At 69.1% G+C, this 26,048-nt stretch carries 19 protein-coding genes; 16 read left to right on the top strand and 3 right to left on the bottom strand.

The features are described from left to right. Window positions 1–123 precede the first annotated feature (123 nt). From AB0C15_RS11345 to AB0C15_RS11310, 8 genes are all read left to right on the top strand, one after another. Window positions 124–1,371: a sugar ABC transporter substrate-binding protein gene (locus AB0C15_RS11345; protein ID WP_357351079.1), complete on the top strand. Its 1,248-nt coding sequence runs from the start codon at window positions 124–126 to the stop codon at window positions 1,369–1,371. A gap of 75 nt (window positions 1,372–1,446) precedes the next feature. Beyond that, window positions 1,447–2,400 carry a sugar ABC transporter permease gene (locus tag AB0C15_RS11340; RefSeq protein WP_357351078.1) on the top strand — a complete coding sequence of 318 codons (954 nt, stop codon included), beginning with the start codon at window positions 1,447–1,449 and terminating at the stop codon, window positions 2,398–2,400. Next, a complete protein-coding gene (locus tag AB0C15_RS11335) occupies window positions 2,397–3,227 on the top strand; it encodes a carbohydrate ABC transporter permease (protein WP_145794216.1) in 831 nt (276 codons plus the stop codon). Before AB0C15_RS11340 ends, AB0C15_RS11335 begins: the two co-directional genes overlap by 4 nt. An 8-nt stretch (window positions 3,228–3,235) precedes the next feature. Then, a complete protein-coding gene (locus tag AB0C15_RS11330) occupies window positions 3,236–4,417 on the top strand; it encodes a mandelate racemase/muconate lactonizing enzyme family protein (RefSeq protein ID WP_357351077.1) in 1,182 nt (393 codons plus the stop codon). After that, complete coding sequence (locus AB0C15_RS11325) at window positions 4,414–5,622, top strand: fumarylacetoacetate hydrolase family protein (protein WP_357351076.1); 1,209 nt, start codon at window positions 4,414–4,416, stop codon at window positions 5,620–5,622. Before AB0C15_RS11330 ends, AB0C15_RS11325 begins: the two co-directional genes overlap by 4 nt. Beyond that, window positions 5,619–7,136 (top strand): aldehyde dehydrogenase family protein, encoded by a 1,518-nt coding sequence (locus tag AB0C15_RS11320; protein ID WP_357351075.1) that lies wholly within the window; start codon window positions 5,619–5,621, stop codon window positions 7,134–7,136. Before AB0C15_RS11325 ends, AB0C15_RS11320 begins: the two co-directional genes overlap by 4 nt. Window positions 7,137–7,467: 331 nt before the next feature. Beyond that, complete coding sequence (locus AB0C15_RS11315) at window positions 7,468–8,895, top strand: alpha/beta hydrolase-fold protein (protein ID WP_357351074.1); 1,428 nt, start codon at window positions 7,468–7,470, stop codon at window positions 8,893–8,895. A 22-nt stretch (window positions 8,896–8,917) separates the two neighbouring features. Beyond that, window positions 8,918–9,043, top strand: coding sequence for a hypothetical protein (locus AB0C15_RS11310; RefSeq protein WP_357351073.1), 126 nt, complete (start codon window positions 8,918–8,920; stop codon window positions 9,041–9,043). 113 nt (window positions 9,044–9,156) lie between these two features. On the opposite strand, the gene AB0C15_RS11305 is transcribed toward AB0C15_RS11310, so the two are convergent. Continuing rightward, the gene (locus tag AB0C15_RS11305) at window positions 9,157–10,680 is read right to left on the bottom strand and encodes an alpha-N-arabinofuranosidase (protein WP_357351072.1); all 1,524 of its coding nucleotides are present in this window, start codon (window positions 10,678–10,680) and stop codon (window positions 9,157–9,159) included. 219 nt (window positions 10,681–10,899) lie between these two features. On the opposite strand from AB0C15_RS11305, the gene AB0C15_RS11300 reads away from it, so the two are divergent. The 8 genes from AB0C15_RS11300 (at window position 10,900) to AB0C15_RS11265 (ending at window position 23,076) form a co-directional block, all read left to right on the top strand. After that, on the top strand, window positions 10,900–13,272 hold the full coding sequence (locus tag AB0C15_RS11300; protein ID WP_357351071.1) for a glycoside hydrolase family 3 N-terminal domain-containing protein: 2,373 nt from the start codon (window positions 10,900–10,902) through the stop codon (window positions 13,270–13,272). Window positions 13,273–13,480: 208 nt separating this feature from the next. Further along, window positions 13,481–14,503 carry a LacI family DNA-binding transcriptional regulator gene (locus AB0C15_RS11295; protein WP_357351070.1) on the top strand — a complete coding sequence of 341 codons (1,023 nt, stop codon included), beginning with the start codon at window positions 13,481–13,483 and terminating at the stop codon, window positions 14,501–14,503. 114 nt (window positions 14,504–14,617) lie between these two features. After that, window positions 14,618–16,801 (top strand): alpha/beta hydrolase-fold protein, encoded by a 2,184-nt coding sequence (locus tag AB0C15_RS11290; protein WP_357351069.1) that lies wholly within the window; start codon window positions 14,618–14,620, stop codon window positions 16,799–16,801. Window positions 16,802–16,905: 104 nt separating this feature from the next. Then, window positions 16,906–18,246, top strand: coding sequence for an extracellular solute-binding protein (locus tag AB0C15_RS11285; RefSeq protein WP_357351068.1), 1,341 nt, complete (start codon window positions 16,906–16,908; stop codon window positions 18,244–18,246). Between the two features lie 72 nt (window positions 18,247–18,318). Further along, entirely contained in the window at window positions 18,319–19,260 is a 942-nt protein-coding gene (locus tag AB0C15_RS11280) for a sugar ABC transporter permease (protein ID WP_357351067.1), read from the top strand. Further along, window positions 19,261–20,145 (top strand): carbohydrate ABC transporter permease, encoded by an 885-nt coding sequence (locus AB0C15_RS11275; protein WP_357351066.1) that lies wholly within the window; start codon window positions 19,261–19,263, stop codon window positions 20,143–20,145. It abuts the gene before it with no gap. 80 nt (window positions 20,146–20,225) lie between these two features. After that, window positions 20,226–21,953 (top strand): IlvD/Edd family dehydratase, encoded by a 1,728-nt coding sequence (locus AB0C15_RS11270; protein WP_357351065.1) that lies wholly within the window; start codon window positions 20,226–20,228, stop codon window positions 21,951–21,953. An 85-nt stretch (window positions 21,954–22,038) separates the two neighbouring features. Beyond that, window positions 22,039–23,076 carry a LacI family DNA-binding transcriptional regulator gene (locus AB0C15_RS11265; RefSeq protein ID WP_357351064.1) on the top strand — a complete coding sequence of 346 codons (1,038 nt, stop codon included), beginning with the start codon at window positions 22,039–22,041 and terminating at the stop codon, window positions 23,074–23,076. Window positions 23,077–23,176: 100 nt separating this feature from the next. Here AB0C15_RS11265 and AB0C15_RS11260 read toward each other — a convergent pair whose 3' ends face one another. Together AB0C15_RS11260 and AB0C15_RS11255 are read right to left on the bottom strand one after the other, a co-directional pair. After that, window positions 23,177–24,883 (bottom strand): cellulose binding domain-containing protein, encoded by a 1,707-nt coding sequence (locus AB0C15_RS11260; protein WP_357351063.1) that lies wholly within the window; start codon window positions 24,881–24,883, stop codon window positions 23,177–23,179. Between the two features lie 173 nt (window positions 24,884–25,056). Beyond that, window positions 25,057–25,998 (bottom strand): hypothetical protein, encoded by a 942-nt coding sequence (locus AB0C15_RS11255; RefSeq protein ID WP_357351062.1) that lies wholly within the window; start codon window positions 25,996–25,998, stop codon window positions 25,057–25,059. Window positions 25,999–26,048: the final 50 nt, after the last annotated feature.

The following is a 26,048-nucleotide window of genomic DNA, read 5'->3' as shown; positions in this document are numbered from 1 at the left end:
GTCATTGCACATTGTGCAATATAGATGACGCGATACGCAACCGCCACTTGACACCGTTGCACATGACGCTACGATCGTTGCAATTTCATTCACTCGACGCCAACTCGTAACAGTGGAGTAACGATGGGTAGTCAACGCGCTCGTTTCGGCATTGCCAGGGCGACATGTGCCCTCGGCCTGGTCGCCACTCTCTTGACCGGTTGCGGCTCCGACGGCGGTTCCGGCGACGGCGTCACCAAGTTGACCTTCGCCGCCTCGACCTTCGGCGACCCGGGCCGGGGGCCCCTGTTGACGAAGTGGCTCGATGAGTTCAACCAGAGCCAGACCAAGGTCCAGGTCTCCGCCGCCGCGGTGCCGTACCCGACCTTCGGCCAGACCGTGCTCACCCAGATGGGCAGCGGCAAGGGCCCCGACCTCGTCCGCTTCGACATGCCCGAGTTCGAGGCCGCCTCGGACGCCGGCCTCGTCGCCCCGCTCGACAAGGTGATCGACGCCAGCAAGTACGACCTGCTCAAGCAGCCGGACCAGTTCATGGTCCACGACGGTGTCCGGCACGGCGTCATCTTCGAGGCGTCCAACTACGCGATGTTCTACAACGCGGACCTGATCCCGACGCCGCCGACCACCTACGAGCAGTTCACCTCCACCGCGAAGTCGCTGACCAAGGGTGACGTCTTCGGTCTGGCGTTCCGCCAGACGGAGGCCGAGGAGGCAGGCGTCTGGCAGGACATCTTCAACTACGTCTACGGCTTCGGCGGGGCGTGGTCCGACGGTAAGAACCTGACCATCAACTCGCCCGAGAACCTCAAGGGCCTGCAGGCGTTCAAGGACCTGTACGACGCGAACGTCATCCCGCGCGGCGCGGACGCGGCGACGTTCCGGCGGATGTTCGCCGAGGGCAAGGTCGGGATGGAACTCAACAACGGCGGCTACGTGACCGCGACGCGCGGCCAGAACGCGAAGCTCAACTTCAACGTCGCACCGATCCCGTTCCCGGTCCGCAAGCAGGGCGCGATCCTCGCACCGATCGTGATCAACGAGGCCAGCGAGGGCAAGGACGAGGCCGGCACCTTCATCAAGTGGGCGCTGGAACCGCAGAACCAGATCAAGCTCCAGGAGATTCTCGGCGCGAGCAGCGTTGCCACCACCACGCAGCGCAGCGCGGAGAAGCTCAAGGAGACGCCGTTCCTCCCGGTCTTCGACGGGCTCACCGAGACCAGCCTGCCGCAGATCGTGCTGGGGTTCGAGGCCAAGACGCCGGACATCCGCAAGGTGGTCGTGCAGAACGTGGTTGCGGCACTGCAGGGCAAGGCCGACCTCAAGTCGGCGCTGGATCGTGCCCAGCAGCAGGCGACCGAACTGGTCCGCTGACCGCTCGACACGGCGACGCTGCCGGCGCGACGATCCCCGCGCCGGCAGCGTCCTTCCCCCGAAGGACCAAACCCGATGACTGTGGTCGAACAGACCGGAGCACCGAAGACAACACCCTCAGGCCGGCCCCGGCGTCGGCCCAGCCCACTCGGTAGCAAGTGGACGCCGTACCTGTTCCTGGCACCCGCCGCACTGTTCATCCTCGTCTTCCAGGCGGTACCCCTCGTCCAGGAGGTGTACCTGAGCTTCACCAGGACGAGGCTGCTCAACCCCACCCGCAGCGAGTGGGTCGGGCTCGAGAACTTCAACCGGATCTTCGGCGATCCCGAGTTCCACCACACCCTGCTGATCACCGTCGTCTACGTGATCACCTGCGTGGTCGTCGCGATCGGCGCCGGGCTCGCCGTCGCGCTCCTGCTCAACGCGAAGTTCCGCGGCCGGGGCGTGGCACGGGCGCTGGTGACAGTCCCCTGGGCCGCCCCGGGCATCGCGGTCGCGCTCATCGCCACCTGGATGCTCAACGCGCAGTACGGCATCGTCAACCGCTTCCTCGACGCGGTCGGCCTCGGCGTCCCCGGTGGCGCCATCCTGGACAGCCCGCGCTACGCGCTCCCGGCGGTGCTCGCGACGACCATCTGGCAGTTGTTCCCGTTCACGTCCGTGGTGCTGCTCTCCGCCCTGCAGTCGGTCCCGCAGGACCTCAACGAGGCCGCGACCGTGGACGGGGCGGGACGCTGGGCCACCTTCCGGGCCGTCACCTGGCAGGTCATCAAGCCGACGGTGGGTCTGCTGGCGCTGCTGATGACGATCTGGTCGCTGCGGCGGTTCGAGCTGATCTGGCTGATGACCAAGGGCGGGCCGGTCGGTGCCACCGAGACGCTCGTCATCGACCTCTACTCGCAGGCCTTCGACTCGAAGGAACTCGGATCGGCGGCGGCCATCGGCATGGTCGGCGTCGTCATCTCGCTCATCGTCGTCATCGGCAGCCGCCTGGTCGCTCGTGCCGTGGAGAAGGGGGAGGTCCGATGAGGCGCTTCCGTTTCGGAGTCACCGCACGGATCGTCGCCGTGCTCGTCGTGCTCGGTGTCGCGGTGTTCCCGCTGTACTGGATGTTCGTCACGGCGCTGTCCAGCAACAGCGACCTCTTCGCCGACAAGCCCCGGCTCACGCCGGACCTCGGCCAGTTCGGGGTCTTCGTGGACGCCCTGGCCGAGGGCAAGGCGGCCGGGTGGCTGCTCAACAGCCTCATCATCGCTGTCGGCACGATGGTCCTCTCCGTTGGCCTCGGCATCCCGCTCGGCTACGCGCTGTCCCGGTTCTCGTTCTGGGGCAAGGCCGTGCTGACCGTGGTGCTGCTGTTCACGCAGATGCTTCCCGAGGCGCTCATGGTCGTCCCGCTGTTCGCGCTGTTCCGCCGTTTCGAACTGCTCGACTCGCTGACCGGTCTCGTCCTGGTGAACTCGGCCTTCGTCCTGCCGATCGTCGCGCTGATCCTCAAGGGCGCCATCGACGGCATCCCGAAGGAGCTGGAGGAGGCCGCGCGGGCCGACGGGGCCCGGCCCTTCACCACCCTGACCCGCATCAACGTGCCGCTCATCGCGCCGTCGATCGCGGCCACCGCGGTCATCGCCTTCTTCCACGCCTGGAACGAGTACGTGTTCGCGGTGACGTTCATCTTCAACCCGGACCTGCAACCCGCCTCGGTCGGCATCGCGAACTTCATCGGCGAGCTGGGTACGCCGATCCAGACGGTGATGGCCGTGGCCTTCCTGTTCACGCTGCCAGCCGTCGCCTTCTACCTGTTGGTGCAGAAGTACGTGGTGTCCGGGATGACCGCCGGCGCGGTGAAGGGTTGAGCCGAAGCATGAAGATCGTCGCTGTCGACACACTCGTCGTCGACTTCTACCGCACGAACCTCGTCATCGTGCGCGTCCACACCGACGAGGGGATCGTCGGGCTCGGTGAGGCCACCCTCGAGGGCAAGGAGCGCGCCGTCCAGGGTGCCATCGCCGAGTTGGCCGAGGCCGTGGTGGGGCTGGACCCCACAAGCATCTCGAAGATCCTCTACGAGACGGCACGGGACTGGTACTGGCGCGGGGGGCCGGTCATCATGACCGCGTTGAGTTCGCTGGAGATGGCCCTCTGGGACATCTCGGCGCGCGAGCTGGGCGTTCCGGTCTCCCGGCTGCTCGGCGGTGCGACCCGGGACCGGGTCCGCGCGTACGCGAATGGTTGGTTCTCCGGCGCCGTCACGCCGGAGGACTACGCGGCCGCCGCCCGTCGCACGGTGGAGTCGGGCTTCCGTGGCCTGAAGTGGGACCCGTTCGAGAACTACGACCTCACCATCACCACCGCCCAGTTGGACCGGGTGCTCGCCCAGATCGACGCCGTCCGTTCGGCGGTGGGCCGCGAGGTGGAGTTGTTCGTCGAGGGGCACGGCCGTTTCGACGTCCGCCACGCCATCAAGGTGGCCACCGAGATCGCCCAGTTCGACCCGGTGTGGTTCGAGGAGCCCTGCCCACCGGACAATCTCGACGCGCTCGTCGACATCCGTCGCGCGTCGCCGGTGCCGATCGCCGCGGGGGAGCGGTGGTTCGGCCGGCAGGGCTTCGCGCCGGCGCTGGCCCGGCAGGCGGTCGACTTCGTCCAGCCGGACGTGACGCACGCCGGCGGGATCGCCGAGCTGGCCTTCATCTCCACGCTCGCGGCGACGAGCTACGTGGGCTTCGCGCCGCACAACCCGAGCGGTCCGCTCAGCACGGCGGCGACGCTGCAACTCGGGGCGACGTTGCCGAACTTCAGGTACCTGGAGATCATGGCCACCGACGTGCCCTGGCGTCCCGAGATCACCAACGAGCGGCTGGTGCTCACCGACGACGGCGACATCCTCGTCCCCACCGGGATCGGGCTGGGCATCGAGGTGAATCTCGAAGCGATCGAGGAGCACCCGTTCACACCGCACCCGCTGCGGATGTTCCAGGACTCCGTCTACGACATCCGCCCCCGCGACGAGCGGTCCTTCTTCAACCTGGAGCGCGACTCATGACGGTGCCACGGCCCAGGGGGCTTGCCGCTGAGGCGGACTGGGCCGGCACCGCCGCCGACGCGCTGCCTGACGACGCCGACAGCGTCCTCATCGGCCGCATCTGGGACCCGTCCAGCGAGGGCCCCTCGCCGGTGACCGTCCGCGACGGCCAGGTCATCGACATCAGCCACCGGTTTCCGACCGTCCGCGACATCTGCGAGCTGCCCGACCCCGCCGCGACGGTGGCCGGGCTCGACGGGCCGACGGTGGGCGACTTCGGGGAGATCCTGGCCACCACGGGGGCCGCGACCCGAGACCGGAGCCGGCCCTGGCTGCTCGCACCTGTCGACCTGCAGGCGCTCAAGGCCGCCGGGGTGACCTTCCCCATCTCGATGATCGAACGCGTGATCGAGGAACGGGCGCGGGGCGACCTGGCACTTGCGGCGAACATCCGGCACCGCATGCTCGCCGACGTCGGCGTCGACCTGCACAGCCTGGAGGCCGGCTCGCCGGAGGCGGACCGGCTCAAGAGCCTGCTGGTCGCCGAGGGCATGTGGAGCCAGTACCTGGAGGTGGGCATCGGCCCGGACGCCGAGATCTTCACCAAGGGACAGATCCTCTCCGCCGTCGGCACCGCCGTGCCGGTCGGCGTGCTCGCCGCGTCGACCTGGAACAACCCGGAACCCGAGGTCACCCTCATCGTCCAGTCCAGCGGTCGGATCGTCGGCGCCACCCTCGGCAACGACGTGAACCTGCGGGACATCGAGGGCCGCTCGGCGCTCCTGCTCCCGCTGGCGAAGGACAACAACGCCTCCTGCGCCCTCGGCCCCCTGATCCGGCTCTTCGACGACCGGTTCGGCATGGACCGGGTACGCGACCTCGAGGTGCGCCTGGAGGTCAGCGGCGTGGACGGCTTCCACCTGGAGGCCGTCTCGGAGATGACCCAGATGTCGCGTGACCCCGAGGAGTTGGTCCGGCAGTTGATCGGGCCACACCACCACTATCCCGACGGTGCCGCCCTGATGCTCGGCACCATGTTCGCGCCCATCCAGGACCGGGACCGCCCCGGTGAGGGTTTCACCCACAAGGTCGACGACGTGGTACGGATCAGCTGCCCAGCGCTCGGCACCCTGGTCAACCGGGTGCGGCACGCGGAGGAGTGCGAGCCCTGGCACTTCGGCGTCCGCGATCTCATGGGCAATCTGGTGAGGAGAGGACTGCTGTGAACGTGGTCAACACGGTCGATCCGCGCGACGGTGAGCGTCGCGCGACGGATCTCACCGAGACCGACGAGTCTCGGCTGGAGGTGATCGCCGGTCAGTCGTCGGCGGCGGCGCAGTGGCTGGCCGCCCGCGGCAGGCTCGGCCGCGCCGAGCTGCTGGAAGCGATCGCCGCGTCGTTGGAGTCCCGCCGTGCGGATCTGGTCGCTGCCGCCGAGGCGGAGACCGGGCTCAGCCAGGCGCGACTCAACGGGGAACTCACCCGGGCGGCGCTCCAGTTCCGGATGTTCGGCGAGGTGCTGCGCGACGGAGCGTACGTCGAAGCGGCGATCGATCACGCCGCCGACACACCACTCGGACCGGGCCCGGACCTGCGGCGGATGCTCGTACCCCTCGGCCCGGTCGCCGTCTTCGGCGCCAGCAACTTCCCGTTCGCCTTCTCGGTGGCCGGCGGGGACACCGCCGCCGCGCTCGCCGCCGGGTGTCCGACGATCCTGAAGGCCCACCCGTCCCACCCGCTGACCTCGCACGCCTCCGCCGCCGCGATCGAAGCCGCCGTGCGCGACCTCGGCGGGCCCGAGGGTGTCATCGCGACCGTGTACGGGGAGCAGGCCGGTCGCTCGCTGGTACGCCACCCGGCGATCCGCGCCGCAGCCCTGACCGGCTCGGTCAACGCCGCCCGTGCCATCCAGGCGGCGATCGACGAACGGCCCGACCCCATTCCCCTGTACGCCGAGCTGAGCAGCGTGAACCCGATCGTCGTCCTGCCGGACGCGGCCGCGCAGCGGGCGGACCAGATCGCCGAAGGGCTGTTCGGCTCCTTCACGAACTCGGGCGGCCAGCTCTGCACCAAGCCCGGCCTGGCGTTCGTCCCGTCGGATCCGGGCGGTGACCGCCTGGTCGAGGCCCTGCGGGCGAAAGTCGACTCGTCCGGCGGCGCGATCCTGCTCAACGAGCGCATCCGGGACGCGTACGAGAGCCGGGCCGCGGAGTTCGAGCGGGCCGGTGCTCGGGTCTCGGCGCGGCCCACCCTCGAGGCGGACGCGGGCTTCACCGTGGCGCCGACGCTGTTGCAGGTCGACCTCTGCGGCCTGACCGCCGAGATCGCCGACGAGTGCTTCGGCCCGCTGCTGGTGGTGGTCCGCTACGACGACGACGCCGACCTGGACGCCGCGCTGACCGCTGTCCCGCCGTCGCTGACCGGCTCGCTGCACCGCGGGCCGGGCGACGACGCCGGTGTCGTACGCCGACTTGTCGACGTGCTCGCCGCCCGCGCGGGTCGCATCGTCTTCGACGGCTACCCCACGGGTGTCCGGGTGTCCTGGGCCCAGCACCACGGTGGACCGTGGCCGTCGACGAACGCCGTGCACACGTCGGTGGGCGCCACCTCGATCCGACGGTTCCTCCGCCCGCTGGCGTGGCAGGACGCCCCGGCCTGGGTCCTTCCGGAGGAGTTGCGCGACGAGTACACCGCCATTTCCCGGCGAGTCGACGGGAGGTTGCAGCCGGCGGCCGAATAACCGCCTCCTGCCGGTCTCTCCCGGGTGCGTTTCCGGGCCATCCGTGGCTGGCGCGCGAATTTGTTGACGACATTGACCCGACAGTGAATTCGCGCGCCAGTTCCACTGGTGCCGCTGAAGCGCGCTCGAATTGTTTTCCGGACCAATTCGGCGCAGCGATTCTGTGGCATGTATTGACCGTCGATGCAATTCATGGTTCTGTTTTCGTCAGGAACCGATGTTAGCGCTCGCCTAGCTGCATCGCTGGTACTGGTATCCCTTCACCTCACCATCGAATGGTCGGTCGACCGCTCGATGCGGTCTGACCACACGCCGAAGAGGGAGCAGGAACATGCCCGTCGCACCTCCCCGTCCCCCGACGCCGGCACGCACACGTCGGCTGATGCTCGCGCTGCTCGCCGCGGTCACCGTCTCGGCGGCGACCCTCGCCGCCCCGGCGGCCTCGGCCGCACCGCCCGCGCCCCTGGGCCCGACCGTCACCCGCACCGACAAGCCCCCGACCGGCTACACCGTCACCTTCCGGTACCGGGCACCCGAGGACGTCCAGCAGGTCCACGTCTACGGCGACTGGTTCTACTCCCGACCGGAGACCATCGGCTGCCAGGACTGCGGCGACGCCCGCCCGCCCACCGAGTGGCAACCCGGCGACGTCGCGGCGACCCCGTGGCACACCCTGGCCATGCGGAAGGGCCCCGACGGGGTGTGGACCTTCACCACCCCGCTGCCGGCGGGCACCTTCCGCTACGCCTTCACCCACGACTGCGCCAACGAACTCGCCACCGGGTGCACGCTGCACGACGACCCCGCCAACCGGTGGCAGATCCAGCCGCAGTACCCCGGAGCCCCCGGTGCGGTACGCAGCACGATCTACGTTCCGGCCAGCAAGAGGTTCCCCACGTACGACACCGGTTACCAGGCGCCGGTCGCCCGGGTCGGCCGACTGGAGTCCCGGCGATACACCTCGCCGTCGTCGACGAACCCGGCGGGAGTGCACGACATCGTCGTCTACCTGCCGCACGGCTACGACCCCGACCGGGCCACGCCGTACCCGACCCTCTACCTGAGCCACGGCAGCGGCGACCACTCGACCGCCTGGACGATGCAGGGCGTGGCCCACCTCATCCTGGAGAACGCGGTCAGGGACCGTGCCGCGCAGCCCATGGTGATCGTGTCCACCGACTTCAACGGCCTACCGGGTGGCAACGAGGGCTACGTCGACGAGCTGCGCAACAACATCTTCCCGTTCGTCGAGCAGAACTACCACGTCTCGACCCGGGCGCAGGACCGCGCGTTCGCCGGCTTCTCCGCAGGTGGCAGTCGGGCGTACACCATCATGTACAACCACACCGACCTCTTCGGCTACCACGCGGCGTGGAGCGCGGGCGGCCCGGCAGCCACCCCGGCGCAGGTCGACAGCATGAAGGCGGTGGCCGGCGGCATCATGATCGGTACCGGGCTCCAGGACCGCCTGGGCAACATCGCCGAGAACTCGCAGCGCAACGCCGCCGCCCTGCGGGCCGCCGGTGTCGAACTGGACGAGTACAACGTGCCGGGCGTGCACACCTGGCACGTCTGGCGTCCGCTGCTGAACCACTACCTGCGCACCCTGACCTTCCGGGCCACCACCACCGACCTCGACGTCACCACCTCGCCGGCGGGCGGGTCGCAGCACACCAGGCTCACCGCCACCGCGACGGTCGGCGCGGTCAGCACCAGCACGTCGCCGCTCACCGGCACCGTCGACTTCTACGCGGGGTGACACGCGCCTCGGCTCGGCCCCGGTGCACCACGGCGTCGCCAGGCTGAAGAAGACCGTCCACGGCGCGTTGGACGCGCCGGTGGTCGCCCGCTACCGGGGCGACAAGCTCTTCAACGACTCCGAGAGCGCACCCGCCGACGTCAGGTAGCCCAGGCTCGGCCCCGTACTCCCTGTGGTGGGGAAGCCCCGGCCGCGCACCCCCTGGTCAGGCCAGGGTGTGCGCGGCCGGGGTGCGTCCGGGGCCGGCGGCTCGTCAGCCGGTCACGGGGTCATGTCGGTGGCCCGCAGTCGCAGCATGGTCCAGGACGCCGGCGGCAGGGTCAGCCGGACGCTGGCGTCGCCGCTGCGGGCCGTGCCGTTGGGGCGCGGAGCGGCGTGGTCCGGGCCGTCGGCCGTGTTCTTGGCGTGCAGGTCGGTGCCGCCGACGGTGACGCATTCGATGAGGTCGGTCACCTGCGCGCCGGAGACGTCGACGGTCACCTCGGCCGGGGTGTCGAGGGCCCGGTTGACGAGGAAGACGGTCATCTCACCCGTGCTGTCGTCCCAGGTGGAGACCGCGTCGACCGCGTCGATCTCACCGTAGCGGTCGGTGGTCGTCGTGCCGCCGTCGCGCAGCACGTCCAGCACGACGCCCTGCGCGTGCCGGGCGGTGCGGGCGAAGGGGTGGAAGATGGTCTGGCGCCAGGCCGAGCCCCCCGTCTCGGTCATGATCGGCGCGATGACGTTCACCAGTTGGGCCTGGCAGGCAGCGCTCACCCGGTCGCTGTGCCGGAGCAGGCTGATCAGCAGGCCGCCGACGACGACCGCGTCGGCCACGCTGTAGTGGTCCTCCAGCAGCGGCGGTGCGATCGGCCAGTCCTCGCCGCTCGGCGGCGTGGACGGGGCGGCGGACTGGTACCAGACGTTCCACTCGTCGAACGCGATCATGATCTTCTTGGTCGACCGGCGGATCGCCCCGACCGAGTCGGCGATGGCGACGACGGCGTCGATGTACCTGTCCATGTCCTCGGCCGAGGCGAGGAAGCTGGCCAGGTCGTCGTCGACCGGCTGGTAGTAGGCGTGCAGCGAGATCAGGTCGACGTCGTCGTACGCCTCGGTCAGCACGTCGCGCTCCCAGCTGCCGAACGTCGGCATGCCGAGGTGTGAGGAGCCGCAGGCGACGAGTTCGAGATCGGGGTCGAAGCGACGCATGGCCTTCGCGGTCTGCGCGGCGAGCCGCCCGTACTCGGTCGCGCTGCGCTGGCCCACCTGCCACGGGCCGTCCATCTCGTTGCCCAGGCACCACAGCTTGATCCCGTACGGGTCGACCGCGCCGTTGTCACGGCGCTTGTCGGCGAGGTGACTGCCGCCTCGGTGGTTGGCGTACTCGAGCAGGTCGACGGCCTCGGCGGTGCCTCGGGTGCCGAGGTTCACCGCCATGATCGGGTCCACACCGGCCTTGCCGACCCAGCGCATGAACTCGTCCAGCCCGAACGCGTTGGTCTCCAGGCTGTGCCAGGCGAGGTCGAGCCTCGCCGGTCGTTCGTCGACCGGGCCGACGCCGTCCTCCCAGCGGTAGGAGGAGACGAAGTTGCCGCCCGGATAGCGCACCGTGGTGACGCCCAACTCGCGCACCAGCGCGAGCACGTCGCCCCGGAAGCCGTCGGCGTCGGCCGTCGGGTGCCCCGGCTCGTAGATTCCGTTGTAGACGCAGCGCCCGAGGTGCTCGACGAACGAGCCGAAGAGCCGTCGTGGCACCGGCGCGACGCGTCGACGGGGGTCCAGGGTCAGGCGCGCGGTGTTCACGACGTTCTCCGGCGCGCTGTCGGGGTTGGTGTTCAGGGCTGGCTCCTTCGTGCGAGGTCCGACGCGGAGACCTCTGGCCGAGCGCCGGGACCGAGGGGGTGGTGGAGGCAGTGTGAGCTCTGGACAACGTGATCGTCTTAGATTACGTTCTCGATCAATGTAAACGTTACCGATTACGTTTACGTAGGGCCAGCTCCTCGCGGAGATTGGGGTGACCGGGTGGCAATCGTCGAGCCGGAGATCGTGGCGACCTACGCCGATGCGACCGCGCCCGTCGACGATCGGGTGTCGGACCTGTTGGCCCGGATGACCCGCGAGGAGAAGCTCGCGCAACTGGGCAGCACGTGGGCGTTCACCCTGCTCGAGGGCGGTCGGTTCGCGGCCGAGCGGGCCTGGCCGATCCTTCGGCACGGCCTGGGGCACGTGACCCGCGTGGCGGGCGCGACAAGCCTCAGGGCGGCGCAGGTGGCGCGGGCCGCAAACGCGATCCAGCGGTTCCTGGTCACCGAGACCCGGCTGGGGATTCCGGCGATCGTGCACGAGGAGGTCTGCTCCGGGGTGATGGCCCGCGAGGCGACCATCTTCCCGCAGGCCATCGGCGTCGCGAGCACCTGGGCGCCGGACCTCAACCGGCAGTTGGCGGACGCGGTCCGCGCGCAGATGCGCGCCATGGGAAGCCACCAGGGGCTCTCACCGGTGCTCGACGTGGTGCGTGACCCACGGTGGGGCCGCACGGAGGAGACCTACGGCGAGGACCCGTATCTGGTGTCCCGGATGGGGGTGGCGTTCGTCCGGGGCCTGCAGGGCGCCGACCTGACCGACGGCGTCCTCGCCACGGCCAAGCACTTCGTCGGCTACGGGGCGTCCGAGGGGGGCCTGAACTGGGCGCCGGCCCACCTGCCGCCGCGTCTGCTGCGCGAGGTCTACCTGTACCCCTTCGAGGTGGCGGTCCGCGAGGGCGGGCTGCAGTCCGTGATGGCCGGCTACCACGAGCTCGACGGCGTCCCGTGCCATGCCAACCGGGAACTCCTCGCCGACGTCCTGCGCGGGCAGTGGGGCTTCACCGGCAGCGTGGTCTCCGACTACTTCGCCGTCAACGACCTTCACTCGTACCACCACTTCGCCCAGGACAAGCAGCAGGCCGCGACGGTGGGTCTCGGCGCGGGCGTGGACGTCGAGCTGCCGGCGACCGACGCGTACGCGGACGCCCTCACCCGTGCCCTGGACTGCGGCGAGGTCAGCGACGAGCGGCTCGACGAGGCGGTCTCCCGGGTCCTGCGGCACAAGGTCGAACTCGGGCTCTTCGAGAACCCGTACGTCGACGAGGACACCGCCGCGCCGACGGCGAACGGCGAGCGGCACCGGCTCGTGGCGCTCGAGATCGCCCGGCGCAGCCTGGTCCTGCTCAAGAACGACGGCGTCCTGCCGCTGCTCGCAGGGGCGGGCCGGGTCGCCCTCATCGGTCCGAACGCCGACGAGGCCCGACACCTGCTCGGTGACTACTCGTTCGCGGCCCACATCGAGGCGCTCGTCGAGGCGCGCAAGCGGCGCGGCCTGCTCGGCGAGATGATGACGATCCCGGACGACCTGGAGATCGACGAGAGCACCGACGGTGTGCCGACGGTGCGCGACGAACTCGCGGCGCGGCTGGGCGACCGACTGCTCTTCGCCCCCGGCTGTGACGTGCTCGATCCCTCGACGGAGGGGTTCGCCGAGGCGGTCGCGGTCGCCTCGGCGGCCGACGTCGCGGTGCTGGTCCTGGGCGACCGCTCCGGGCTGACGCCCGGGGCCACCACCGGCGAGTCCCGGGACCGGTCCAGTCTGGACCTGCCCGGCGTCCAGGAGGAGCTGGTCCGGGCCGTCGTCGCCACCGGCACCCCCGTGGTGGCGGTGCTCGTCGCCGGTCGACCCGTCGGCAGCGACTTCCTGCACGAGGAGTGCGCCGCGGTGGTGATGGCCTGGCTGCCGGGGGAGACCGGGGCGCAGGCGATCAGCGAGGTGCTGCTCGGTGAGGTGAACCCGAGTGGAAAGCTGCCGATCTCGTACCCGCGCAGCGTCGGCCAGATCCCGGTCTTCTACGGCCACAAGGTCTCCGGCGGGCGGTCACACTGGCACGGCGACTACGTGGATTCGCCGGTCGCCCCGCGCTACGTCTTCGGCCACGGCCTCGGGTACAGCTCGTTCGTGGTCGACGAGGCCACGCTGGAGAGCGCTGAGGTCCGCGCCGGGGACAGCGTCGGGGTCGCGGTCACGGTCACCAACACCGGACGCCGGGCGGGGGAGCAGGTCGTGCAGCTCTACGTCCGCGACCCGCAGGCCAGCGTCACCCGACCGGTGCTGGAGCTGAAGGCCTTCGCCCGCGTCGCGGCCGCCGCCGGCGAGCGGGTGGCCGTGCGCTTCGATCTTCCCACCGGCCAGCTCGGCTTCTACGACCGCAGCATGACCTACGCGGTGGAGGCCGGGCAGATCGAGGTGTACGCGGGCTTCTCGGTCACCGACCGCACGCACGCCGGCACCTTCGTCATCACCACGGACCCGGACCGGCCGACGTCGAAGGTCTTTACCGGGACCGTCGACGTCCAACGGATGTGATCGTTCACCCGGCCCGGGAAATGGTTCTTGACGGAGCGTGCCGTTCTGTTGTCGTCCGGTAGGGCCGGCGCAGATAACGACACTCCACTGTGGGCGCCGGGAACGGTTGACCAACGGCGAAAAAGTCTTGTGTTCGTAATCATCCTCCGTTACTTTGGCAACATCCTGGAAACGTAACCGATAACGATTGCAGTCCAGAGAGAGCGGCATGATTGAAGTCAATGCGCCGGTGACGATGAGTGATGTCGCGCGAGCTGCGGGCGTTTCCACCGCCACCGTCTCGCGCGTCGTCAACGGGCATTACGGCGTGAGCGCTCGCACCGTCGTTCAGGTGCGCTCCGCCATCGAGCAGCTCGGCTACGAGTCGAGCCTGGTGGCCACCAGCCTTCGGCGCAGCCGCACGAATGTTCTCGGCCTGGTGGCGCACAGCTTCCAGTCGTACACCGCCGAGGTGCTCAAGGGTGTGATGAAGGCGCTGAGCCGCTCGGGCTTCGATCTGATCATCTACGCCAACAGCGACCTGTACGGGTCGTACTCGGAGGGCTGGGAGCAGCGGCACCTGACCCGCCTGTCCGGCACCCTCACCGACGGCTGCATCGTCGTCACACCCTGGGGCGACATCCGGAGCCGGACGCCGGTCGTGGCCATCGACCCGGTTCGGGGCTCGACGGCACCGTCGGTGATGGCCGACAACCTCGCGGGTGCCACCACCGCGGTCGAGCACCTGCTCGACCTGGGTCACCGGCGCATCGGGTTCATCGCCGGCCGCGACAGTCTGGCCTCGGCCTGGTCGCGGGAGGAGGGCTACCGGGCCGCGCTGGCGAGCGCCGGTGTCCCGGTCGACCCGACGCTGATCGGTCGGGGGGACTTCAACCCCGAGTCGGCAACTCCCCTGGCGCGCGTCCTGCTGCAACGACCCGACCCGCCGTCGGCGATCTTCGCGGCGAGCGACGGGATGGCCCTCAAGGTCCTCGAGGTCGCCAGGGAGTTGGGGTTCTCCGTGCCGGCGGACCTGTCCGTCGTCGGGTTCGACAACATCCCCGAGTCGGCGTCGACCGAGCCCGGTCTGACCACCGTGGACCAGTCGATGTACCAGCTCGGCTACGAAGCCGCGCGGATGCTCAAGTCACTGGTGACCGGCGAGTGGGACGAGCCGAGCCAGATAGTGCTTCCGACACGCCTCGTCGTGCGCAGCTCGACCGCTGCACCGTCGAGCGCGGCACGACCCTGACATCGGTGACAGCAGCCTGAAGGAGGTGCACGCAGCACGAACGGCCAGATCCACCGTTGAGTTGAGCCGGTCAGTCGGGTCGCATCCGCTGCCGGCGCATGAAGGGAGTGGAGTGTGGTTACCGAACAGTATCACGGGCGCTCACGCCGTCTGGGCGTACGCCGGCGGCTCTCGGCGGCGTTCACCGCTGGCGTCATCGCCACCGCGGCGGTTCTCCTCGCACCGCAGCCAGCGGCGGCGGACACGCCGTGGCTGGACGTCTCTCCGGACCGCTACGCCTCGTTCGCCGTCCCGGCGGCGTACGTCCAGGAGAACCTGGGCACCGTCTCGCAGGTCGTCGTCGAGGGCAACTTCGGTCCGTCCGCCTCGTGGGCGGAGTTCGGTCTGACCCGCCGGGGTGACGTGTGGTCGGGGGTGCTCGGCGCGTTGGAGCCCGGGCTGTACACCTACCAGCTCACCGCCGACGACACCAAGAGCATCAAGGACCCGACGAACAGCACGAATGTCGCGTCCAACCCGCTTCTGAGCACGTTCCTCGTCGCGGGTGACTCGGCCCGGTGGCTGGAGGACGCACCCTCGGGCACCGGTGGAAAGATCGAGACGCTTGCCTACCGCACCGGGAACGCGCAGCGCTCGGCTCTGGTCTGGACGCCACCCGGCTACGCGGCCAAGGGACCGAAGGGTTACCCCGCGCTCTTCCTGCAGTCCGGCGATGCGCAGGCCACCACCGACTGGCTCGACCTCGGCCGGTCCAAGCAGATCCTCGACAACCTCTCGGCCGCGCGCGCCATGAGCCCGATGGTTGTGGTGATCAACAACGCCGACGTCGCGGACGACAGGGAGTCGAAGGACCTCCGCAGGGCGGTCGCCGACAACTACCGCGTCCTCCGTGATCCGGCGCACCAGGCCATCGCGGGCGTCTCCGACGGGGCAACGGACGCCGTACGCGCCGCGCTCACCAAGCCGGGTCAGTTCGGTTACGTCGGTTGGTTCTCGGGCACGTCGGCTCCGGCGATCGACCGCAAGGACGCCAAGGCGATCAACCGCGGCGTCAAGCTGCTGCGCGTCTACACCGGCAACGTCACCGATCCCGCGTACAACACCACCAACCGGTTGACGAAGGCGTTGGACCGAGCCGGCGTCCGGTTCGAGTTCGACGGGGTCAACCCGGACGGCGGTGCGACCTGGACGACGTGGCAGGAGAACCTCGTCGACTTCGTGCCGCGGTTGTTCCGGCACGTGCGGGACCACGGGCCGAGCCCGGGTCACACGCAGCTCAAGGGGGAGTTCGCGCCCCCGCCGGCCGGCACCACCCCGACGCCCTTCGTGAACGAGGACGGTTTCGTCACCTTCGAAACGACCACCGACTTCGCTGCCGCCCAGCACGTCACGGTCTGGGCGAACGTCGCGCCGGGCGGCAGTTGGCTGCGCCTGCCACTGACCCGCGACGGGGACCGCTGGCGGGCGACGGTCGGCCCGCTCAAGCCGTGGTTCTACTACTACCGACTGATCGTGGACCGGGTTCCGTTCAAGGACACCTCGAACCCGACGTCGGTGACCACCGAGCCGATGTGGAGCACGTTCCTCATCCCCGGCCCGGGTGCCCGGCTGCTGTCGGACGTGCCCGCCGGTCGCGGCGGGAAGGTCGAGAGCATGACCTACACCAGCACGGTGGCCGGCCAGGACCGCACCGCGCTGGTGTGGACCCCACCCGGGTACGACCCGGGCCGGGCACAGCCGTACCCCGTCCTCTACCTGCAGCACGGTGGTGGTCAGAACTACACCGACTGGGTCGAGATGGGCCGGGCCAAGCAGATCCTCGACAACCAGTTCCTCGACGGTGACCTCACGCCCATGGTGGTCGTGATGGGCAACGGCAACTCCTCGAACTTCAACAGGGAGTTGCGGGAGAACATCGTTCCGACGGCCCGATCCCGCTACCACATCTCCAGCGACCCGTCCCAGCAGGCCCTCGCCGGCCTGTCGATGGGCGGCGGGCAGGCGTTCGGGGTGCTGAAGGCGTACCCGGGCGAGTTCGCCTACGTCGCGGCCTTCTCCGCCGGGTTCGGCAGCAGCACCGGCGTCGACGCGGCGGCGATCAACAACGGCACCAGGATGCTGCGCGTGTACGTCGGTGACCAGACCGACTTCGTGTACCCGAGTTTCATGACCTCGCTGACCACGATGGACAACCTCGGTATCCGCTACGAGTTCGACGGGGTCACCCCCGGGCCGCACGGCTGGGACGTGTGGCAGAAGAACCTCATCGACCTGGCGCCGCGTCTGTTCAAGCGCTAGGAGCCGTTCCAGGCGACGCCACCGGGTGCAGGTCTCCTGCCCCGGTGGCGCCCGCCACGGTACGGCTGACCCCTCCGCACCGCCACCCGAAGGGAACCACCTCAATGAAGAGAAGACGGATACTCGCCACGGTTGCCATGCTCGCGGTCGGGACCGGCCTCGCGGCCTGCTCCTCCGACGAGGGCGGCAGCGACGCGAGTAATTGCACGAACACCATCACCAAGAAGGAACTGCCGGTGGTGACGATGTGGGGTTGGTACCCCAACACCCAACTCGTCGTCGACAACTTCAACAAGCTGAACAACGAGGTGCAGGTCTGCTGGACCAACGTCGGGCAGGGCGGGGACGAGTACGACAAGTTCCAGACGGCCATCTCGGCGGGCACCGGGGCGCCCGACGTGATCATGGTCGAGGCGGACCGCATCCCGACCTTCCAGATCCAGGGCGCGCTCGTCGACATCAAGAAGTACGGCTACGACGCGGTCAAGGCCAACTACAGCGAGGGTGCCTGGAAGGACGTGTCGGTCGGTGACGCGGTCTACGGCGTCCCGGTCGACGGCGGCCCGATGGGCATGATCTACCGCAAGGACATCTTCGACAAGTACAAGGTCACCCCACCGAAGACCTGGGCCGAGTACGAGCAGGCCGCGCAGAAGGTCAAGGACGCCGGTGGTCCGCTCTTCGGGGACTTCGGCGCGAACGTCCCGGCGGTCCTGATGGCGCTCCAGATCCAGAAGGGCGCCACGCCCTTCACTTTCGATCCGGCGCAGCCGAAGGCGATCGGCGTGAAGCTCAACGACCAGGCGTCCAAGGACGTGCTGGACTACTGGGGTGGCCTGGCCAAGAAGGGCCTGGTCGGCACGCAGAACCAGTTCACCCCGGAGTACATCTCCGGCGTGATCAACGGCAACTACGCGACGTACATCTCGGCCGCGTGGGCGCCCGGCTACCTCACCGGCGCGGGTGTCGGCAAGGGCCAGGACACCGGCAAGTTCGCGGTGGCCCCGCTGCCGCAGTGGGACGCGGCCAACCCGGTGCAGGTGAACTGGGGCGGGTCGGCGTTCTCGGTGACCAAGCAGGCGAAGAAGCCGGAGCTGGCCGCGAAGGTCGCCTACGGGCTCTACGCCGACAAGGAGTCACTCACCGACGGCTGGACCAACCAGGTCATCTTCCCGCTGAACCTCACGGCGCTCAAGGATCCCGCCTTCGTCGACCTGAAGGTGGCGTTCTTCGGCGGCCAGCAGGCGAACAAGGAGGTCTACGTTCCCGCCGCCGACGCCTACCAGGGCGTCCAGTACGCACCCTTCGGCCAGTACTACCTCGACGCCATGGAAAAGCAGGTGAGCGAGGTCATCAAGGGGTCCGTTACCGGCTCGCAGGCTGCCGACCGGCTCCAGGAGGACGTGGCGAAGTACGCCAAGGAACAAGGCTTCACCGTTCAGTGACCGGCGGGGTGGGCCGCGCCGGCACCGGCCGGCCCACCCTCCCCCCTCAGCGTCCACGTCCCGGAGACCACAATGACATCCCTGACCGAGAAGCGCGCAGCGAGTACACCGCCTGAGACGCGCAAGATCCGTGGCAAGGTACACCTTCGCGAGCACCTGATGGGATGGCTCTTCGTCGGGCCGTTCGGGGTCGTGTTCCTGGCTTTCCTCATCGCGCCGCTGGCGTACGCGCTGTATCTCAGCCTCTTTCAGAGGAAGCTGATCGGCGGCACCAGCTTCGTCCTGTTCGACAACTACGTGAAGGCGTTCACCGACCCGAGCTTCCTGTCCGGGGCGTGGTTCGTCATCCGCTTCTCGCTCGTCTCGATCCCGGTGCAGATCGTCATCGCGCTCGCGATGGCGCTCATCCTGGACTCGGTGACCACCCTGTTCGCCCGCTTCTCCCGCCTCATGATCTTCCTCCCGTACGCGATCCCGACGGTCATCGGCGCGGTGATGTGGGGGTTCCTCTACAGCAGGGGCTTCGGCCCGCTCACCGACATCTTCGGGCTCTTCGGCGCCACCGCACCGGACTTCCTGGGCAGCGACCTGATCTTCTACGGGTTGCTCAACGTCGTCACCTGGCAGTGGGCCGGCTATTACATGATCATCCTGTATGCCGCCCTGCAGGGCGTCGACCCGACGCTCTACGAGGCGGCCCGGATGGACGGTGCCGGGCGCTGGCAGATCGCGACGCGGATCAAGATCCCGCTGATCGCGCCCGCGCTGATCCTGATCCTGGTCTTCTCGCTCATCGGCACCCTGCAGTTCTTCAACGAACCGCAGATCCTGCGGTACCTCGCCGCGGGCACCATCGGCTCGGACTTCACGCCGAACATGTACGCGTACCAACAGGCGTTCTCGCTCGCCAACTTCAACTACGGCTCCGCGATCTCCTTCGCCCTCGGCGGGATCGTGTTCATCTGCGTGTACGCCTTCCTGTTCTTCACCCGCAAGCGGAGGAGCTTCCTCTAGATGACCGAGCACACGAGCGTCCGCGCAGGCGCCCGCCGACCGCAGCGCTACCTCCCTCTGCAGATCCTCCTCGGCTTCCTGGTGATCTACTTCCTCGTACCGTTCTGGTGGGTCATCGTCAACAGCTCCAAGGACGCGCCGGGCCTGTTCGGCGGCGGCAACACCCTCTGGTTCACCGACCAGATCGACTACCTCGGCAACCTCAGGCAGCTCTTCACCTACGACGGTGGCATCTACCTGCGGTGGATCCTCAACTCCACGCTGTACGCCATCGCCGGCGGCATCGGCGCCACGGTCCTGGCGGTGATGGCCGGCTACGGGTTCGCCAAGTACCGCTTCGCCGCACGCCGTTTCAGCTTCGCCGTCGTGCTCGGCGCGCTGATGGTGCCCGCCACCGCTCTGGTCATCCCGACCTTCATCATGTTCTCCCGGCTCGGCCTGACGAACACGGTGTGGGCGGTCATCCTCCCGTCGCTGCTCAACCCGTTCGGTGTCTACCTGATGCACGTGTACGCGCGCGACGCGGTGCCCGACGAACTCCTGGACGCTGCGCGGGTCGACGGCGCGGGTGAGATCAGGACGTTCATCCAGATCGCCCTACCGCTGATGCGTCCCGCGGTGGTCACCGTGCTGCTGCTGTCCGCGGTGGCGTCCTGGAACAACTACTTCCTGCCCCTGGCCATGCTCTCCGACAACCGGCTCTTCCCCGTCACCGTCGGTCTCGGCCTCTGGCAGGGCATCGCGTCCGCGAACAACGCGGGAGGCACCTCGCTGTGGAGCCTCATCATCCTGGGTTCCCTGGTGTCGGTGATCCCGCTGATCATCGCGTTCTTCAGCCTCCAACGACACTGGCGCGGCGGCCTGTCCGTCGGCGGTCTCCGGTAGGCCGACCCGATCACCTGTTCCACCCACGCCATGGACCGCCGCACAGGACGCGGCCGGACGGATGACAGAGAGGTGTGCTGATGTCGACGACAAATCGACCGCTGCGCAGCGGGCAGTGGTTCGGTGCGGAAGGCCGCAACGGGTTCATCCACCGGTCCTGGATGCGCAACCAGGGTTTCGCGGACGACGTGTTCGACGGTCGCCCCGTGATCGGCATCGCGACCACCTGGTCGGAGCTGACACCCTGCAACGCCCACCTACGGGACCTGGCCGAATCGGTGAAGCGGGGCGTGTGGGAGAGCGGTGGCCTGCCGCTGGAGTTCCCGGCGATGAGCCTGGGCGAGCCGCTGATGCGGCCCACCACCATGCTCTACCGCAACCTGCTGGCGATGGAGTTGGAGGAGTCGGTCCGGGCCAACCCGCTCGACGGGGTGGTCCTGCTCTCCGGCTGTGACAAGACCACACCCGGTCTGCTGATGGGAGCGGCGAGCGTCGACCTGCCGACCCTGATGCTCACCGGCGGCCCGATGCTCAACGGCAAGTTCCGCGGCCAGGACATCGGCTCGGGCACCGTCGTCTGGCGTTTCACCGAGGAGATGCGGGCCGGCCGGATGAGCGCGGCCGACTGCTCGGAGGCGGAGGTCGGCATGTCCCGTAGTCGGGGTCACTGCATGACCATGGGCACCGCCTCCACGATGGCCTGCGTGACCGAGGCGCTCGGTGTGCAACTGCCGGGGTCTGCCGCCGTGCCGGCGGTCGACTCCCGGCGGTACGCGCTCGCGCAGGCCGCCGGCCGCCGGATCGTCGCGATGGTCGAACAGGACCAGCGGTTGTCGACGGTGCTCACCCGGCAGGCGTTCGAGAACGCCGTCCGGGTCAACGCCGCGATCGGCGGTTCCACGAACGCTGTCGTACACCTGCTCGCGATCGCGGGACGTCTCGGCGTCCCCCTGTCGCTCGAGGACTTCGACGTCCTCACCGCGGACGTGCCCATGCTGGTCAATCTCATGCCGTCCGGGGCGTACCTGATGGAGGACTTCGCCTACGCGGGCGGCCTTCCGGTGGTGATGAAGGAGTTGGCGCCGCTGCTGCACATGGACCACGTCACCGTCAGCGGTGCGAGCGTGGCCGAGAACGTCGACGGCGCCCAGTGCTGGAACCGGGACGTGATCGGCACCATGCGGGAGCCGTTCCAGCCCGCCGGCTCGGGCACCGTGGTGCTGCGGGGCTCGCTCGCGCCGTCCGGTGCGGTGTTGAAGGTCTCGGCCGCCTCCGCCCACCTCCTCACGCACACCGGCCCGGCGCTCGTGTTCGACCGGATCGAGGACTACGTCGTCGCCGCCGACGACGCGGACCTCGACGTCACCCCGGACACGGTGATCGTCGTCCGCAACGCCGGCCCCCGGGGCTACCCGGGTTTTCCCGAGGTGGGCAACGTGCCCATGCCACGACGGCTGCTCGCCGACGGCATCACGGACATGGTGCGGATCTCCGACGCCCGGATGAGCGGCACCGGCTACGGCACCTGCGTCCTGCACGTGGCACCGGAGGCGTCGGTCGGCGGCCCGCTCGCGCTGGTACGCACCGGCGACCTGATCGCCGTCGACGTGGTGACGCGCCGCCTGGACCTCCTGGTCGACGACGCGGAACTCGCCGAGCGTCGTGCCGCCTGGCAGCCGCCGAAACCGGTGGCCGACCGGGGTTGGGTACGGCTGTACAGCGAGCACGTCCTGCAGGCGGACAGCGGCGCGGATCTCGACTTCCTCGTCGGCGGAAGCGGCAGTGCGGTGCCCCGTCACTCACACTGACGGGCACGAACGGACGAGGCCCACGAGGAACTGATTCCATGGAAGAACGGACGGCCCGCCAGTGCGAGTTCACGCAAGGACCGCTGTGACAGCGGCCGACCGGCCACCGGTGATGGCCGACGTCGCTCGCCTGGCGGGCGTGTCGCACCAGACGGTGTCCCGGGTCATCAACGGGGCGCCGAGCATCAGGCGCGAGACGCGCGAGCGGGTCCTCGAGGCCATCCGACGTCTCGACTACCGCCCCAACACGGCCGCCCGCGCCCTGGTACGCGGACGGTCCGGGATGATCGGCATCATCGGCACGGCCAGGACGCTGTTCGGTCCGACGAGCATCCATCGCAGCGTCGAGGACGCGGCCCGCGCCGCCGGCTACTTCGCCACCTCGGTGAGCCTCTCCGAGGTGACGGTACGGGCGCTCAGCGACGCCACCGAACACCTCATGCGTGTCGGTGTGGAGGGCGTCGTGATGATCGCCGGCAACGACGAGGCTCTCGAGGTGGTGCGGATGACGCGCTCGAGTGTCCCGTTCGTCGTCGTGGAGGGCGACGTGTCCAGGGCCAGCGTGACCGTCGGCGTCGACCAGGTGCTCGGGGCCCGGATGGCCACCGACCACCTCCTCGAACTCGGCCACCGGGAGATCGTGCATGTGAGCGGCCCGCTCAACTGGGCGGAGGCCCGTGCCCGACTCGAAGGATGGCGTCAGGCGATGAGTGCGGCTGGCCTACGCCCGCCGGAGCCGGTCGTGGGCGACTGGAGAGCGCACAGTGGCTACGTCGCCGGGTTGCGGATCGACGAGATGCCCGGTGCCACCGCGGTGTTCGCGGCCAACGACCAGATGGCCATCGGCGTGCTGCGGGCGCTGCACGAACGTGGCCGGCGGGTGCCCCAGGACCTCTCCGTGGTCGGGTTCGACGACGTTCCCGAGGCGCCCTACCTCATTCCGCCGTTGACGACGATCCAGCAGGATTTCGGCGCGGTCGGTCGGCGGGCCATCACGGCCGTCACCCAGGCCATCGACGAGACGGTGCCGCAACGTCTGCCGCTTGTCATTCCCAAGCTCGTGGTGCGCAAGAGCACCGCGCCGCCGACCGTGGCCGAAACCGTCGTCGCGGGCGCTGGCTGACGGACGTGCGGCAGGAACCGGCAGTCGCCGGCGAGCGGGTGCCCCGGCGTGTGGCCGGGGCACCCGCGACGCCGCTCGTGCCGGCGGCCGAGCGGACCTCTCAGAGGGTGAACACGAGGGTGGAGATGCTGCGGGCGCCGACGTTGATGGTGGCCTGACCGCCGTTGACCGTGGTCGGTTGGCTGGCCGCGTTGGCGTTCACCGAGGTGAGGTAGTGCTCGGCCCGGGTGACGTTCTGCGGGGCCTGGACCACTGCGTTGTTGACCGCGCTGTTGGAGCGGTTGAGGATCACCAGGGTGATCTTTCCGTCCCCCTGGTAGGCGGTCACCTCCAGCGGGGAGGCCTTCGAACTCTTCGTCAGGGCGACCCGCTGGTAGCCGGGGCGCACGTACTTCGCGTACTGGGAGAAGGCGTACCCGCGCTTGAGCGGGGCGCCCGCGACGGTGCCGTATGCCGACTCGCCGTCACCGATGAAGGAGTAGTAGCGCTTGCCGTACCACCAGATGTAGGCGTTCCAGTTGGCCTCCATCGACTTGTGCACGGTGCGCATGATGTCGTCGAGGGTCTCGTTCCACACCGTGGTGTTGGCCGGGTTGCCCCAGATGTTGGAGCCGCCGCCGTCAGCGGCGTGCAGGTTCCACTCGGTCATCCACACCGGCTTGTTGTACTGCTGGGCCAGCGAGTACGGCCGCAGCCGGCCCGACTCCTCGGTGCCGTACAGGTGCCCACCGATATAGCCGATGTTGTTGCGGGCGGTCGCGTCGTTCAGGGTCGGGTCGGTGAAGTTGTAGTTCAGGTTCACCGCCTCGGCGACCATCAGCTTGGTGTTCTGCACCTTCGTGCCCTGGTCGCGGACGAAGGTGCGCAGCTCGGTGCCGCTCCAGTCCATCGAGTCGTAGTCCGGGTGCCAGTCGGGCTCGTTCTGCACCGAGGTGACGTCGATCGGCACGCCCTGACCCCGCATGTACTGCACGTAGCTGTTGAGATGGTTGGCGTAGTCGTCGTAGTAGTCGGTTTTCAGCTTTCCGCCGTTGACCCGACTGTTGTTGGTCTTCCACGCGGCCGGCGCGGTCCACGGCGACGCGAGGATCTTCACGTTCGATCCGTAGGACTTCGCCGTCTTCAACGAGTTCACGTGCGTAGTCCACTCGGTGGAGACCGGCGACAGGCCGGTCCGCACGATCGACAGCCCCAACTGGTTGGCGCCCATGCCGACGAGGGTCTGCGTGTCCGTCGTCGACCAGGCGCTACCCCAGATCGACTGCGCGGCCCCGAAGCCGTCGACCGTCTGGTAGCGGGTCGCGCTGTTCACCGTGATGTCGGCCGGCCCGTTCGGGGGTGGGGTGGTGGGCGTCGGCGTCGGCGTCGTCGTCGTGGGCGTCGGGGTCGGTTCGGTGCCACCGGTGCAGCCCACTCCGTTCAAGGCGAAGATCGTTGGACTGGGGTTGCTGCCGGTCCACGAGCCGTTGAAACCGAACGACACCGTCCCGTTGGTGGGGATGGCCCCGTTGTAGCTGACGTTCTTGGCGGTGACGGCCGTGCCGCTCTGGGTCAGCGTCGTGTTCCACGCCTGCGAGACGGTCTGTCCGGCGTTGTAGTTCCAGGTCAACGTCCAACTCGTCACCGCCTCGTCGAGGTTGGTGATGGTGACGTTGGCGCCGAAGCCGCCCTGCCACTGCGACGACACGCTGTAGTCGACCGAGCAGCCGGCGGCGGCCCCCGCCGGCACCGACACGGCGACCGCTGCCGATGCCAGCAGCACGGCGCCGACCGACACCAGGGCGGTGTTGGTCACTCTCCTTCTCATGAAGCTCCTCCTCGAATGGTGGTGGCATCCACGCCTCGGGAGGGCTCGTCGGTGGCGAGATCGAGTGCTGGGTGGACGGTGAGTGATTGGGAGCGCTCCCAGGTGCTTGATTCAGAAAGTTAATTCGTCCAACGATTCCTGTCAATGTCGCAGGCCCGGGGTCGACGGCCCCGTCACCGCCCGCAGGCGCCGCAGGGCCTGCGGGTGCGCAGGTGGTAGTCGGTGGACGCGACGACCAGACCCAGCCCCATGACGAGGTACGCCGACATCGCCACCCACAGGAACGCGTCGGAGAACTCGCTGTGCGATCCCGTCGTCACCTGCACCATGCCCATGCCGAAGTAGGCCACGATGCCCGCGCCGAGCCCGAAGCCGGGCACCAGCAGCACGAGGCGTGGAATCGTTCGGCCGGCGAGCAGCGGCACCCAGCCCGGCCAGACCTCGCCCCAGTGGTGCACGAGCGCGAGCGGCAACAGCACCCCGGCCAGCACCAGGCCGATCTCCAAAGCGAGCAGCGAGGCGCTCTGGTCGACGCGGTCGAACCCCACCACGAACTGTGCCGCGAAGCGGGTCACGAGACCACCCACCGCGGCCCACGCGGCCCAGCGCGCCCATTGCGCGGGTGTCGTGCGTCGCGTACCCGGTCGGACCGTCCGGCAGCAGCCCGGACAGTCGCCGCGGGTACGTCGTTGGTAGCGCGCGGTGGCAAGCGCGAGCAGGACCGCTCCGGTGACACAACCGACGCGGCTGGCGAACGCCACCGGGTCGAAGAACGGGCCGACGGTGAACAGCAGGAAGCCCACCAGCTCCGGCAGCAGGATCGCGGCCGCCGCGACGAGCGCTCCGGCGACGGCCCAGGCGAGCCCCGCCAGCGCCGGCCGCCAGGTCGCCACCCGGTCCAGGGCGACCGCCAGCCCGCCGGCTGCCGCGCACAGCGCCACCGACCACCAGCCGGTGAAGCCGAGCAGGTCCAGCCCCAACCGCCCGAACTCCGGGGCGTCGCCGACCGTCCACGCCAGACGTACGCCCCCGTATGCCACGGCCCAGCCGAGCACCGCGTACGTCAGGCCATGGACGGTCCGACCGACGATCGCTGTCGATGTCGATGTCGTCATGCGCCGATCCTTCCGGCGTACCGCGGTCGGCGAACCCCGCTGGCAGGGGA

The sequence above is a fragment of the Micromonospora sp. NPDC048835 genome, from assembly GCF_040649995.1.
Lineage (GTDB): Bacteria > Actinomycetota > Actinomycetes > Mycobacteriales > Micromonosporaceae > Micromonospora.
Note: the sequence above shows the minus strand (reverse complement) of the source record. Positions and strands in the feature narration are given on the sequence as shown.